Source organism: Paenarthrobacter sp. RAF54_2, assembly GCF_052113945.1.
Taxonomy (GTDB): domain Bacteria; phylum Actinomycetota; class Actinomycetes; order Actinomycetales; family Micrococcaceae; genus Arthrobacter.
Map to the genome: position 1 here is coordinate 48935 of NZ_JBFRDV010000022.1, position 13657 is coordinate 62591.

Annotated in this window: 16 protein-coding genes; 6 read left to right on the forward strand and 10 right to left on the reverse strand. The window is 58.6% G+C overall.

From position 1 onward, the window contains the following. Window positions 1-529: 529 nt before the first annotated feature. Window positions 530-1312 carry a hypothetical protein gene (locus tag AB4Y87_RS20005; protein ID WP_442006026.1) on the reverse strand — a complete coding sequence of 261 codons (783 nt, stop codon included), beginning with the start codon at window positions 1310-1312 and terminating at the stop codon, window positions 530-532. 87 nt (window positions 1313-1399) lie between these two features. Beyond that, window positions 1400-1645: a hypothetical protein gene (locus AB4Y87_RS20010; RefSeq protein ID WP_442006027.1), complete on the reverse strand. Its 246-nt coding sequence runs from the start codon at window positions 1643-1645 to the stop codon at window positions 1400-1402. Window positions 1646-1831: 186 nt separating this feature from the next. Here AB4Y87_RS20010 and AB4Y87_RS20015 point away from each other — a divergent pair, with 186 nt between their 5' ends. Then, on the forward strand, window positions 1832-2377 hold the full coding sequence (locus AB4Y87_RS20015; RefSeq protein ID WP_442006028.1) for an SHOCT domain-containing protein: 546 nt from the start codon (window positions 1832-1834) through the stop codon (window positions 2375-2377). A gap of 79 nt (window positions 2378-2456) precedes the next feature. Here AB4Y87_RS20015 and AB4Y87_RS20020 read toward each other — a convergent pair whose 3' ends face one another. Next, window positions 2457-2669, reverse strand: coding sequence for a hypothetical protein (locus AB4Y87_RS20020; RefSeq protein ID WP_442006029.1), 213 nt, complete (start codon window positions 2667-2669; stop codon window positions 2457-2459). Window positions 2670-2793: 124 nt separating this feature from the next. Then, entirely contained in the window at window positions 2794-2946 is a 153-nt protein-coding gene (locus AB4Y87_RS20025; protein WP_442006030.1) for a hypothetical protein, read from the reverse strand. 166 nt (window positions 2947-3112) lie between these two features. Here AB4Y87_RS20025 and AB4Y87_RS20030 point away from each other — a divergent pair, with 166 nt between their 5' ends. After that, window positions 3113-3958, forward strand: a complete 846-nt coding sequence (locus AB4Y87_RS20030; protein ID WP_442006031.1) for an FG-GAP repeat domain-containing protein — start codon at window positions 3113-3115, stop codon at window positions 3956-3958. Window positions 3959-4048: 90 nt separating this feature from the next. Here AB4Y87_RS20030 and AB4Y87_RS20035 read toward each other — a convergent pair whose 3' ends face one another. From AB4Y87_RS20035 to AB4Y87_RS20055, 5 genes are all read right to left on the reverse strand, one after another. Then, on the reverse strand, window positions 4049-4930 hold the full coding sequence (locus tag AB4Y87_RS20035) for a class II fructose-bisphosphate aldolase (protein ID WP_442006032.1): 882 nt from the start codon (window positions 4928-4930) through the stop codon (window positions 4049-4051). A 100-nt stretch (window positions 4931-5030) separates the two neighbouring features. After that, a complete protein-coding gene (locus AB4Y87_RS20040; protein WP_442006033.1) occupies window positions 5031-5966 on the reverse strand; it encodes a DMT family transporter in 936 nt (311 codons plus the stop codon). 10 nt (window positions 5967-5976) lie between these two features. After that, window positions 5977-6960: an N-acetylglucosamine kinase gene (locus AB4Y87_RS20045; protein ID WP_442006034.1), complete on the reverse strand. Its 984-nt coding sequence runs from the start codon at window positions 6958-6960 to the stop codon at window positions 5977-5979. A 1-nt stretch (window position 6961) separates the two neighbouring features. Continuing rightward, window positions 6962-8137, reverse strand: coding sequence for an SIS domain-containing protein (locus AB4Y87_RS20050; protein WP_442006035.1), 1176 nt, complete (start codon window positions 8135-8137; stop codon window positions 6962-6964). After that, a complete protein-coding gene (locus AB4Y87_RS20055; protein ID WP_442006061.1) occupies window positions 8130-9626 on the reverse strand; it encodes a D-tagatose-bisphosphate aldolase, class II, non-catalytic subunit in 1497 nt (498 codons plus the stop codon). The genes AB4Y87_RS20050 and AB4Y87_RS20055 overlap by 8 nt, the downstream gene beginning before the upstream one ends. 153 nt (window positions 9627-9779) lie before the next feature. On the opposite strand from AB4Y87_RS20055, the gene AB4Y87_RS20060 reads away from it, so the two are divergent. After that, window positions 9780-10547, forward strand: a complete 768-nt coding sequence (locus tag AB4Y87_RS20060) for a DeoR/GlpR family DNA-binding transcription regulator (protein ID WP_442006036.1) — start codon at window positions 9780-9782, stop codon at window positions 10545-10547. Window positions 10548-10876: 329 nt separating this feature from the next. Here the strand turns inward: AB4Y87_RS20060 and AB4Y87_RS20065 are convergent, their stop codons facing one another. Further along, on the reverse strand, window positions 10877-11425 hold the full coding sequence (locus tag AB4Y87_RS20065) for an SRPBCC family protein (protein ID WP_442006037.1): 549 nt from the start codon (window positions 11423-11425) through the stop codon (window positions 10877-10879). A 547-nt stretch (window positions 11426-11972) separates the two neighbouring features. Between AB4Y87_RS20065 and AB4Y87_RS20070 the strand changes: the two genes are divergently transcribed. The 3 genes from AB4Y87_RS20070 to AB4Y87_RS20080 all read left to right on the forward strand — a co-directional run bounded on the left by AB4Y87_RS20070 (window position 11973) and on the right by AB4Y87_RS20080 (window position 13561). Then, window positions 11973-12506, forward strand: a complete 534-nt coding sequence (locus tag AB4Y87_RS20070; protein WP_442006038.1) for a hypothetical protein — start codon at window positions 11973-11975, stop codon at window positions 12504-12506. A gap of 183 nt (window positions 12507-12689) precedes the next feature. Further along, on the forward strand, window positions 12690-13250 hold the full coding sequence (locus AB4Y87_RS20075) for a barstar family protein (protein WP_442006039.1): 561 nt from the start codon (window positions 12690-12692) through the stop codon (window positions 13248-13250). After that, a complete protein-coding gene (locus tag AB4Y87_RS20080; protein WP_442006040.1) occupies window positions 13232-13561 on the forward strand; it encodes a hypothetical protein in 330 nt (109 codons plus the stop codon). The genes AB4Y87_RS20075 and AB4Y87_RS20080 overlap by 19 nt, the downstream gene beginning before the upstream one ends. Window positions 13562-13657 lie beyond the last annotated feature (96 nt).

Here is a 13657-nt window from a genome sequence, read left to right on the forward strand (position 1 = left end):
CGCAATTCTTGGCACAAGTGGAGCTGTGGGGCTCAGCGCTACTTACAACATAGGGCGCTTTAGTATCGCCTACGTTCCATGGATCTTGATTAATCTTTTCCTGTTCGAGATACCTACCATGGTGATCTTGGGTCTGGTCGTTTCAGCTCCTGTGCTGGCCGTCCTGCTTCGGCTCCCGAAGGTGATGCCCCCAACAGCCCGGGCACTCGTTGCTGGTATCGTCGCTATGCTGGTGTCCGCCGCGCTCATTTATGCGTACTACACGCTTTTTCCCCTGACATACGATCGTTGGGTGGCGGCTGCTTTCACTGGCCCCGTTGTTGGCAGTGCCTTCGCGGTCGTGGTGTGTCGGTGGGCCAAAGCTGGCTCTCAAGATATGGCGTTACGTTCACGGCCACATCGGATGCCTTAGCGTGCACTGAATTTGTGGCAAGGTCGAGAACGATCTCCGGGCGCTCGGGCTTGATCCCCGCGAGATGATCCGTCGAGGGGCGAGCTTGGCTTCGTTGGGCGTCCTTGACGGGCCTACCTATGCTTGGGTTACTGGGCTCGGGCTTACTGGAGTCCCGACGCCGCAGTGCCAGTCGATGGTGTTCACGAGGTCCCCGGCGAGTCTTTGAACAGTGTTGGAGACGCTGGGATCAGGGCAGCTGAAGTCAGCGGCCGTGGCCGCCACGACGTCCCTTATTTCCTGCCAGGTTATCCAGCTCACTGTCTCGGGAATCAACTGGCGCAGGCGCTCATAGTCCTCAGCCGGTCGTCCGCTGAGGGCGCACAGCTCTTCGAGCCCTGTGGCGACGCCGTCGTAAAGCCCAACGCGACCTGAAGACTGGATCCGGACAGGGGGAGGGGAGCCCAGGATGACCAGGAGGAGATTGTGCTCCTTTGGATCTGCCATGAGGGCCAGGAACTCCCGTGCAAGCTGGGTCTTCTGGAATTGCGCACCTGCCCGTGGACCTTTTGCCTCAACCAGCACTGCCGAGTGCTCCTGCCAGATCGCAGCATCGGCCTGCACCCCGATGCTGGTGCCTGGGATTTTGATCTCGGTGGGGAACATCTGCAGCGTTGCTTGCTCCGAACCAGCGCCAATCCGGGACCGCACCTGCTCTGCGCCATGGGAAGCTGCCAGGACGTCGCCGAGGAAAGCTTCCCGGGGAAGGTAGGAGAGCAACAGCAGGGCCTCGGCGGTGAGGACGTTCTCATCCCCTCTGCCGCCGTTCCTCAGCCTGCGGATTTTCCTGCCTTCCCAGGACAACTCATCGACGAGCCGGCCGATGACAGAGGCTGGAAACTGGGGCGAGACGAGGTCCATGGGGTGACCCTACAGGTCAAGGTCAAGCAAGGCGAGAGCTTCAGTGTTTCTGGAGGAATGCCTTAACAGCCTGCCGTCGATGCTGATCTAATCAGCCTCAGGAGCTGCTGGTGCTTGTTCAGTCGCCTGTTCGTTGCTTTGGTCAGTCTCCAATTGAAAGGCATAGGGCCACTGTTGCCGCACCGCGGTTTCATTCCATCCTGCCTGCAAACGATTATGGGCCCGGTTGGCGAGCGTTTCAAGCGACCGCACAATCTCTGCAGGTGGTTGTTCGGACCGACCTGCAAAGTAGCCCAGCAGCACATTGACGGCAGTAGCTTCCTTGGGAGTCATTCTGGCCACGAGACAACCGTAGGGTTCATCGTCCAAGGAAGGAAGGAGTCCTGCGGCTCGCATGGCCACGGCCCCTACTTTTTCCGGTCGTCATATTGCTAAGATCCTCGCCAAGAGGCTGGGTTCTCCTGGGCTTGGGGGAGGATCGCTGACAACGCCGTTGGCCGGAACATGGAGGGAACGAAATTGGAAACACAGCCATTTTTCACTTTTACCTCGCACATTGACGGGAAAAACGCCAAGGTGTCGGTGTATAAGGACCGGATCGAATGGATAAAGCCCCGCGGAGTATCGAGCGGAAAGCTCACTGCAGGAGTACTCACGGCAGGCGTGTCTTTGCTTGCGACGGGGTTCAAAAACGGTAAGTCCGGGACAGAAATGATCCCAGTCAAAAGCATGTCCAGTGTGACCACGTCGCGGGACGGCTTGCTGAACAGCAAAGTTTCTGTCATTACCTCCGGCAACACAGTGGATTTCCGCGTCTCGCATTCCGAAGCTGCGAAGGTGAAAGAGGTTCTTACTCAGCTCATCCTTGGTACACATCCGACACAACAGCCCAACGACAGCGCTCCCGCACACGAGCTTCCTGTAACGCAGGCTCCCGCCGCTGCCCGAGGGGCCCAGGGTGATGTGATGGGGCAACTGACCAAACTCGGAGAATTGAAGGCCGCCGGTATCATCACCGAAGCAGAATTTGAAAGCAAGAAGACGGAGCTTTTGGGAAGGCTTTAGAGGTAGCGCCGAACCGTCCAGGACAAAGGGCTGCCTGCGGCCGACTTGAGACTGTTCCGGAGTATCGTCGGTGGCACGCCTATAGGTAGTCGAAGTACCTGATCCACCAGCTCGGCTTGCTTTGCAGGAACACCGAAGCGGAGACGCGGCCGTCGTAGGGCGACCAAAGCGGCTCTTCCGGAACGAGGATGTAATCTCCCTCGTCAAGGCTCTCCAAGATGCGTGTGAGGTCACTCTCGTGAACGAGCGCGTCGAACTCCTCTTGGTCATAAGCTCCCGGGTTCTCAAGCACCAGAACGGCGAGATTGCCGAAGTTCGAGACCCGGACGACGAGATCGCATCCTGTGGCGGTTGCGTCGGCAGGAACGGTCAGCTCGGCGTGATACGAGGCATCCTCGATGCTCCGATCCGTCGCGTCACGTGGTCTGAAAAGCGGCGTTGAGGCGCGCGACCAGGTGGTCGAACTGTCGGCGCGCGGCTTCCCAGTCGAATCCTTGCGGCGTCTCCAGGTGCGCTGGATCGTCCAACTCGTACAGCAGTGCCCAGAGTTTTACGCCGTCGATCCGCACCCCGCCAGCGTAGCTTGAGTCCCACCGGGAGCCCAAGAGGCGACCAGACTCATCAATAGTGCTCGCGAACCCGCCGTTTCATTTCAGTATTGTTGGTCCGCAGGGGGCAATATAAGCTCAAGGAGCTCCGCCGGCAGGCGGGAAGGGTTCGGATCAGGGGGATTCAGTGCGCCGTTTCATGATGTCCGTTGTTGCCCTTCTCTCCATGCTGGTAGCTGGAACGGCTGTGCCTGCCACTGCAAGTGCAGACGATTTTCTTTGGCACAACTTGGTCCAGGAACCTTCCGATGCCGGTGAGGTTTACTCGGACCTCGTGACCATTGGTAACGGCGGGCAAATAGAGGTTTATGCAGCGAATGGTGAGAGCCAGCCACAGAGGGCAGCAGGAAACATAGGCGCCGTTGATGCCGTGCTCATGCCAGGGGATTGGGACGGCGACGGCCACGCTGACTGGGTTGTTCGGACCCCGGACGGCCAGTTACTACGGGTGCCCGGGTGGAGCGGTGGTACGCAGATCAACCAGATCGGCTGGCGCTGGGATGTCATGACAGCCCTGACCTCACCGGGGGACTGGGACGGCGACGGAGCTCCGGATGTCCTGGCCAGGGACGGCAGCGGTGCCCTGTGGATGTACAAAGGCAACGGTGATGGAGGCTGGTTTCCCGGCCGCGTCCAGGTGGGCTGGGGGTGGAACGTCATGAACGCGATCTTCAGCGGACACGACTTCAGCGGCGATGGCCCCTCGGATGTTATAGCCAGGGACACCAACGGGCAGCTTTGGCTCTACCCAGGCAATGGGGCGGGTGGATGGCAAAACCGCATTCAAATCGGGTGGGGCTGGCAGGGCATGGACCTGGTCGCAGCCCCCGGGGACTACGACAACGACGGTCGTGGCGACGTCATTGCCCAAGACGACGGCGGCACCATATGGCTGTACCAGGGAAACGGAATCGGAGGCTTCACAGGGCAGCGCTGGGTAATGGACATTCCAACGGCGCACATCTTCGGCTAAAGGATCTCGGTGCCTAAAGAGCGAGAATCTACCCGTCCCCCCCGGCGCCAGCCGGGGGATATTGAACCTGCCGGGACGGATCAATGCGGTTTAGGCCTGCCGGGTAACTGCATGTGGCCCACCGGGGATCGGGCATCGGGCTGTTGCTAGAGTCATCAGCGTATGGGCTGCGACCTCCGAGACTGCATCCCTTGAAGCCCGCAGGTATTTGCGAGGGTCGGTGCCCAAGGGGTTATCGTTCAAGTAGCGCCGGGCGGCGGCAGTGAACGCAAGGTTAAGGGAAGTTCCTATGTTGATTTTTACCATGCCTTCCTGCGCCGCGAGTCTGAGTTCATCATCTGAGACTCCGGAGGAGCCATGAAGCACGAGAGGGATCTCCAAGCTCGAATTGAGCCTCCTGATGAGGTCATGGTCAAGGGACGCAGTTTTAGACGTCATGGCATGAGAGGAGCCGACCGCGACAGCTAGTGCAGCAACGCCTGTGGCCTGCACGAATTGCCGGGCCTCGTCGGGATCGGTACGCACGCCGGGTGCGTGGGCTCCGTCCTTTCCGCCGATTTCACCCAATTCGGCTTCGATCCATATGCCGCGCTGGTGGCCCCATTCAACTACTTCCCGTGTTCGTCTGACGTTTTCCTCGTAGGGAAGGGCAGCGCCGTCGTACATGACTGAACTGACTGATAGTTCGGGTGCCAGATAGGCCAAGGATGGGTCGGTGATGTGATCCAGATGAAGGGATATTCTCGCACTGGAGTTGCGTGCCACGGCGGCGCTGGCTGCGGCGATGGCGTATGGCGAGCCATGGTACTTCACAGCATTTTCGCTTATCTGGAGGATGGCGGGCATTCCTGTTCGTTCTGCTCCCAAAGCGATTCCTTCGGCGTGCTCGAGGGTAATGACGTTGAAGGCGGCGACGGCGTGCTGCGTGTGTTGTGCTTCGCCCATGAGATCTGCAGTTGATAGCAGTGGCATTGTGTTCCTTGTATGGAGGTCCGGGTTTGTGCTGGTTGGGTGAGGCGACTGCGTGAGTCAGATGAGGGGCCCGGCTGTCCGGGCCCCTCATCTGGTTTCATTAGGGCGAAACAGGCTTGCCGTCACGGTCTTCCTCGAGGACGGCCTCGCTGAGGGCTTGACCACGGCGTTCGTCGCTGTAGACCATGAGCGTTGAACCAACTAGCGCCAGGACGATGGCGATTGTCCCGAATACAGTGGGCAGTGTCTGGTAGACGACGAGGGAGACGACGATCGTAAGCGCGGGGGCCAGTGCGTTGGTGACCGGGGACACAATGGAAGCCTTGCCCCTGCTCAACGCCATTACGAGGAACAGCGCACCGATTGCGTTGAGCAATTGCGTTGCCGCCGTGAGAGCCGGCGCCTGCCATGGCGCGTCCATGGGAAGTCCGCCGGCTGCAAGGATGGCAATGGGTGCCAGCAGCAGCCCGGTGATGGCCATCCACGCGAACGTGGTCGCGTCGTTCACGCCGATCGTCGCGGCTTTCCGCATGAAGAATGCCTGCACACCCCAGGCGATGCAGATCAGGATCGAGAGGATCAGCCAAGGGCCGGTGCCGGCGTCTTCGCCGCCGCTGGTGATGCTGAAGAGGACCAGCGCGACGAGGACGGCAGCCAAACCCAGGACAGCGATTTTGGAAAGCCTCTCTCGAAGGAAAAGTATTGCCAGGAGTACGGTGATTGCCGGGGAGATGGAGATGATCGGGAAGATAAGGTAGGCGGGCCCGATGGTCAGGGCCTTGAACAGAAGGAGTTGGCCCCCCGCGCCGCTCAGTCCGACGAGGATTCCGTAAAGGGCGGCTTTGGGTCGTCGGTCGAATTTTTGCCGACGTAATGCGAAGGCCGCGGGAACGATCATGGTGAGGGACCAGATCACATAAATCATTTCATTGGGGTACCCGTAGAGAGTATTCGGCAGCGCCGAGAAGGCTCCCCATACGCCCCAAAAGAGGACCAGAAGTGATGCATAAACAATCCAGGATTGGGTCTTTTTCATGACAGCTTTCTTAGGCGTCGGATTGAATTGGATGTTGTTCCAGCTTTTTCAGTGCCCTACCAGATAAGGGTTTTCCTGCTACCTTCGCCGCATAGAGGGCGGCCCCGATGTCTGGGCCGAGAAGTGGGGTGCGCAGTTCGTATTGGAGGGATCGTGACCCTAAAGAGGTTTCGAAGATTTCGAGCATATGCGGCGCGGTGAACATTCCACCTGAGTACGAGACCGGGACAACTTCCTCGGATGTGTATCCAAGCTCGTTGGCGGTGGCGTCGATAATGAGCGCCAGCTCGTCGCATGCGTCGTTGAGGATTTCGCGGGCGACGAAATCGCCGAGTTCGGCGGCTTCGACGACTGTTTTGGAGAGATCGGCGATTGCTGTGCGGCGGCCGTGCCAGTCGTTGAGGACGACACCGACCAGGTCAAGGTCGTTCTGCACACCCGCGCGGGACTTCATGGCTTCATAGAGAGGCCCCCTGCGCAGGCGTCCGTCACTCATGCGGGAGAAGGCATTGAGCCCTCGTACCGCGACCCAATAGGCGGACCCCTCGTCACCGAAAAGCTCGCCCCAGCCTCCGGCCCGGTGAGTACGCCCACGCCGCTCCCCGTAGGTCATGGACCCCGTCCCGCTGATGACGTTGATTCCGTCCGCTGCGGCGAGAGATCCGGACCACCCACAGATCATGTCGTTATCGCAGGAGTAGCGAGTAGTGCCGAGTAAGCTCTCTGGGATGGAAACCAGTGTTTGAAGATCAGCACTGGCTTCGCCGTAGCCGGGTAGGCCGAAGAAAGACTGGGTGATATCCGACGCGGCTAGACCGGCCTGCCGTGAAATGGTGTCGATGCCTTCACCCAGGACACGTTCCACCAGGCCGATGCCTTCTTCGAAGTAATAGGAGCTGGGGCCCTTTGTCTCGGCAAGGACGTCACCGGCCTCGTTAATAAGGACGAACGCGGTTTTGGATCCGCCACCGTCGACACCTAGGAAGGTTCGCATGTCAGTTGTCCTCGCTCATCGATGGCTGGGAGGTTCCCAGAGGATGAATGATGACGCCCTTAACGACGCGGTTGACGCCACCGTCGGGGAACGGATTATCGGGATGGGCGCCGAGGCGAAGTGAATAGTTAAGGCCAAAGAGTTGGGCGAAAACGGCGTAGGCGACGGCGAGGTAGGCATCATTCAAGCCGCTCAGTCCCTCCAGCGTCCACCCCGGTCCGTCCCCGGCCCCAGTGGGGTCCGCCGAAATGGTCATGACGTGGTCTTCACCCAGATTGGTTCGGAGTTCGGACACGATATCGGTGTCATAGCGGCTGGTGTAAGGGTCGGAGGAGATGAAGACAATGACGAGGGTGTCTTTGTCGATGACAGCTTTGGGTCCGTGCCGGAAGCCCAAGGCCGAATCGAAATATGTGACCGTGTGCCCCGCGGTAAGTTCCAGAAGTTTTAGTGCAGACTCACGCGCCAGACCGGTCAACGGCCCGCTGCCCAGATAGATGACTCTATTGCCGGCCCGATGCACGAGCAGTTCTACTTCTTTCGAGCGGGTCGAAATAACGTCGGAGGCTGCAGATGACAGCGCTTGTATGGCGTGGTCGTTTCTTCCATCAAAGATAAGCAGGCCGGCGAGCAGCATTGAGGTGAAGCTGGACGTCATCGCGAAGCCTTCGTCATTTGCCTTGGAGGGCATGAGGAGGACCAGTGAATTCGGCTGATCGCGATGTTCTGAGGCGAGCAGGCCTGCCGGGTCGCAGGTGACCACCAGATGGTGGACCAAGTTGTATCCGAGCACTTCTTCGGCCAGATTCGTGGCGGCAGTGCTTTCCGGACTGTTACCCGAACGAGCGAATGAAACCAGCAAAGTCGGGAGCCGCTCGGCGAAATGTTGTGTCGGGTTGGATACCAGATCCGTCGTGGCGACGGCCTCTACCCGCCTCCCCAGGCTTTTCGACAATGCCGGTGCTGCAATCTCACCGATGAAGGCCGACGTGCCAGCGCCGGTCAGGATGATGCGAAGGTTGGCAAGCTTCAGGAGTGGGGCGAGGAAGGCATCAATCTCATTCCGACCCGCCTCGATGATTGATGCGAGCTCCTGCCAAACCTGGGGCTGCTGCATTATCTCGCGCATGGTGGCGCTGGCGCCGGCATCGACGGTGGACGTGCTGATCTCAAACACGAACTGCTCCTAAGGGATTGCTGACTCGCTCGCGGACCTGCGGGTTGCAGGCGAATGCGTAAGGACGGAGGGCATCGCGGATTTTATCTATCGTCAATTCGTGTGGGCCCGGCACCAGATGCCCCGCGCGGACCCGAGCGTATTGCGCCGGCAGGAATTGGCTGAGGAGTGTGAGTGGAATTCCGGACTTGTCGAGGTTCTCGTACAAGCGGCGCACGGCTTGATCGATGTCCTGATCCGGCCAGTAGTAGCGGATTCGATCGCTGTAGCTGAACCGGCGCGCGACTCTTTGTTCATCAGCATCGCCGTGGTAATAACTGCCCCAGTATTTCGGGTTAGCCAGCATTCGTTGCTCGATTATTTCGATAAGGTCGGACCGATTTTCTGCCGGAACGACTTCGTCCTCAATGCGTGCCAGAGCAAACAGCGCTTCGCGCATTGCGAACGTCAGGCCGGGGCCGACTTTCAGGATGGCCCAGTGGTCCTTTACGAGGTCAGTGAGGCGGGCTGTGTCCTGGTAGTCCGTGGAATGAGCTTCGAATACCGTGTTGGACATCCCGTTAAGCACGTCGCTCAGACCGACGGTCTTATCCAGGCTGTAATCGACAACTTGGGCGTGATCGAACTCCACTGCGGGCTGAACCACCAGCGCCGCAATTCTTGGCCAGATGTAGTCCAGACCCTTCGCTGAAAACGCCTTTCGGTGGTGGTCGAGCGTATCTCTCGCAGCCTCAGGTGTCGTGGCTGCCAGATCCTCCAATTTTTCGTGTGCTCCGCCGGGAACAGGCACCTCGGTGCCTATGACATAAAAGGGCTCATTGAGCGGAGACCGCCGGGCAGCAACCTTTTCCGCCAGATCAAGAAGGCGCGCAGTACGCTCAGCGACCGTCTGGTCGCCGAGCGGCACGGGATCTCCGCCGCAGGACATGCTGCAGTCAAGGTGGATCTTCGTGTATCCGGCCTCCACATAGGCAGCGATTAGCCCTTCAGCGTTCATCATTGCCTCTTCCGCCGGCAGGCTCTGCCAGCGATTCGGGCCGAGATGGTCTCCGCCCAGGATGAGGCGAGTCCGAGGGAAGCCTTCTGCATCGGCGATCGAAAAGACCAAGTCCCGGAATTGTTCGGGCCTCATGCCCGTGTAGCCGCCGAACTGGTCGACCTGGTTCGACGTCGCCTCGATGAGCAAATACGTCCCGTCCTCGCGGGCCTGGCGTATCGAAGCCTCCAGAACCGATGGATGTGCTGAGCACACCGCATAGATTCCTACTCCTTCCCCGGCTTTGTTGCGGGACACGATCTCCGCAAGATGATTCACAATTTTTTCCTTTACTTTGGCGATTCGGCACGGTGCTGGCAGTCGCCCAGACAGCCGGACATAGTGTCCGGATGGCAGAGTGCAGCGGCATCGCAGGACCGTTGAAGGTGTCGATAGTGGGAAACACCGGGCCGCTCCTGGGCCCATATCCGCTGTGATTCCCGTCATGTCCATTGTGCGCAAAGTGAGCGAAGCGATCAATCTTTTGAGCGAGAAACTGCTAAAGTGAGCAGAAATATTGTTCGGATTAGGAGAATGATCGTTTTGGTTACGCGGCCCCTCCAAGAGCTTCGACCGCAAGCAGTGAGTAGAAAACGCCTGGAACGGATGCGTCAGATCCTATCGGTGCTGCATACCGAGCAGTCCGTCTCACTGGAAGCTTTGGTGGTTCGGCTCGGGTCATCGAAAGCGACTCTGCGGCGGGATCTGGCCGAGTTGGACGAGCAGGGGCTTCTGGTCAGAACGCATGGCGGCGCCCGGGCAAACGAATCCAGCGCCGAGATTCCTGCGCGATTGCGGGATTCCCAGGCGCGCGATGCCAAGATTCTTATAGCCCGAACGGCGGCCCAGATGATCCCCACTGGACCCCATGCTCTCGCCGTAAACGGTGGCACGACGACGCACGACGTCCTCAGGGCGCTTCATTACAGGACAGGCCTGACGGTCATCACAAACGCGCTGACCATAGCTACAGACTGTGCGGCAAACCCGCGATTTAATGTCATCATGACCGGCGGAAAAGTCCGCTCCAGCTCTCTTGAAGCGGTGGGGCCGTTGGCTGAAGCAACCTTTAGGTCCATGAACATCGGCACGGCAGTGCTCGGGACGGACGGGATCAGTGCTGAGGGAGGTGTGACAACGCACGACGACACAGAGGCCCGCACCAACAACGCGATGGTTAACGCAGCCAAGCGCGTCATCGTCGTTGCGGACGGCTCCAAAGTAGGGGAAGTGACGCTGGCGAAAATGGCCGACCTGACCCAGATCGACGACCTCGTGACAGATCCGAGTGCCGACCCCACAGCGCTGGATCAAATAGCCCAAGCCGGGGTGAGGATCCACGTTGTTAGTTACAAGAACACCATTGGGTCTTAGCCCGTCAACCTTCAACGTGGTCCCGCAGCAGTTCGAAATCGTCTTCACAGATGAGAGGGGAATTTAGGGGGGTCACCATGCCAGTTGGTCAAATGTCCTATGGAACAGATTCCAAGTTCCGGAGTCCGACAGGAACGCGCTCTGGCCCGAGGCGTCGGTGGAGGAAGCGTCCAAGGGGACGGTTGGATTCGAGCACTGCACCATGGCCGCGAGGCGCGCACCTTTCATGGGAGTGGAACAACCGCCGAGTAGCCGACACCTTCAGCGGGTAGTTTTGCGGGAAGGTCCTGCGGGAATCAGTAGGATGATCACCTCTCCGGTATTGGTGTCTAGCTCAATGGAGGACCTGGCTGCTCGGTATCCGGAGGAGCATCTGCCACAGCAGCTTGGGGTTGTTCAACAAATGCTTTCACCCGTTCGACGTACTGCCGGCAGTGAAGCCTGTAGTGCTTTTCATAGTGATGGAAGTGGCCTGCGGCCTCAGCTGGCAGGCTGAAGTACCGCCCGTGTTCAAGGACCGTTGTACCATCCGCCTCGCCTTGCAGGAAAGTCCGCCCACGCGCTCGTGGGTCTTGGTCACCGAGGTTCCGGGTAATGGCCAGTTCCAGTGGAATCTCTTCTACGACTTCTATGGCTGAAACATGCTCCAGACCATCGCGCATGGAGATGAAGACCTGAATCTCACCAGCCCCCTCCTCACCAGGAGCTCGGAAGCCTCGCACAACATCGGGGGAGACGAGGACGCTGTTCTCCGCTGGCTTGATGAAGTCCCAGACCCGCTGTCTTGATGCATTGATAACGGCAGAAGCAGATACATAGTGCACGGTAGCTTCAACCGCTGGCGGCGTGACCTTCTGGCGTTCGAACCAAGGATTCATGGCCAGAGTGTTTCATCGCCGGCGCTGACCGGGCAAGCCGCAATTCCGCAAGGATGTGTCCAAGGCTATGTCATTTTTGGTATTCCACTTCCATCGGAAAGGGGCTGCGTCAGAGACCGAACCGTCGTTGCCGAGGGCCAATGGTCCGCGTCGCTTAAACGTGTCAATCGTCTCAGCGGATACCTCTTGCGAGTAGGTTGAGTCCTCAAGGACGTGAGCTTGAGGAGGCCCTTTAGTGTCGAACGCAGATTCCTTCGGTAACGACAAGCCCCTCAAGCGCCGCGACATCCCGAGAAGAAAGTTCCCCAAGTCAGCTGCCGTTGTTGGGGTGCTTGGATTTCTCGCAGGGGCCCTTCTGAGCCCTGCATTGGGAAAAGCAGTCGACAGGTATATCCCCGGGCTATTTCAAGTCGTTGATGACTCATTGGGACATTCCGCCTTGATCGCCAAGGAAAGCTCCTGGCCCTGGGTGGCTTGCGGCCAGGTCACTGCCGGGGTGATTCCAGGCGGTCCTTCCCCTCAGGAATTTCTTACCTCGGCTCAAGGTTTGGACCCGTTCGTTCTTACCAAATCGGGGGTAACAGTGCCGTGGAACACAGCCCAACTGAAATTGTTGCTTACGGCGCGCCAACCTGCTGACACCCTTCTGGTTGAATCGATATCGCCGCGTGTGTACAAGCATATTGAGGGTGCCGCCCAGTGGACTACGTCCCCCTCAGGCTCAGGCTCAGGCTGTGGCGGTGCCGACCAACGGAACTATGAAGTTACTCTCCAGTCTGGAAAGGGTGTAGCAGTAGATAAAGGCGTCATTAAGGGTGTTGGGAACGGTCCGCTTGCAGCGACAATCCCCACCGGGTTTGCGGGTTCAGCATTCACTGTGGCGCAAAACGATGCAGCGGAGGTTACGCTTTCGGTTTTCCCAAAGGATGGCTACTACGAGTTCGGGTTCGACATCACGTACTCGCTGAACGGCCATGCTGAGGTAAACACAATCGGCACGCCGGAGGAACCTTACAGGGCCGGGGGAGGCGGAACCATGAAAGCATTTTCCGTTGGCTCTGACGGTAAACCTTTTCCATAGTTCACGAACGCAGCAGGATCCCTTATGGGCGCTCTTGTTCGTGAAAAATGGCATTGAGCTGTAGGGAACGCACTATAACTGGAGTACATTCTTCCCGACCGCCGTGCTTCTGGGCATCGTGGCGTTGACTTCGGATCTATTATTGACGCCCCATAAATCCACCGGTTCAGATCAGGTAGGCCCGTGAAAATCGACGAAATCAGCAAACAGTACGCCGTTCATCTGGGAGTTACTGAATCTCTGCTTGATCAACTCAAAGCTGACGCGCGCTCACACAGGATGATGGTTTTCGAACTTGACTTCTCGGGACTTTCGGACGTTACAGCCCTCTGCCAGTACCTCGAATCAAAGTTTATGTACCCTTACAGGACTGCAGGACTTGATGCAGCAATTGACCTCATCTCGGACCTGGAATGGTTTGGGAACACGCACGGCTACTTGGTAACCGTTCGCGGGGCCACCGACGCCTCTCCCGTCGCAGGTGCCTTCGGATCGTTGCTTCCGGGCATTCTCGATCGTTGGCGTACCCAAGAGGTCCCTTTCGTCATCACAATAGAAGAAAAGGGGTATCGCCTGAAAGCGGCGGTGGCAGACGCCAATGAGGTACTTGAGGACGCTGGCCGTCTACCGTGGTCGCAACCCGGGACTGGTCCTGTTGACGTGGTCGTCCATCCGGCGAACCAGGACGGAATGATCGTGCAAATTCAAGACGAAATAGAACCCGATTGGAAGAGCCCCAGGTAGAAGATGACTTTGCTTCAGCCCTCCAAGACAAGTTTCCCGAACATGTGTCGCTTGAAGAGTCAATGGTCTTGATCAAGTCCGAGATTGCCTTTGACGCATTGCGCCTCGCGGAGGAATTTGGGCTTGGATTGGCCGGAATTGACGGGTTCCGACGCGACGAAGACGGCATTTTTCCTCTATTCGACTTCATCGACCCCTCAAAACTCATCGAGCAGCGAGCACCAATTCAGGAACAGTATGAGGTCGCCCGAAGACTCCTCGGAGACTGGCAGAAGGAGACAGCCCCGGATCTAGTGGAGCTTGTGCGCTAGAACCGTGACCCCTTGTCGCAAGCTCAGCGGTCTCTCCCTTGATGCGCGGTCCGGGGGCGCTCCAACTAAAGACGGCCACTTGGTGAGATCAGGTCT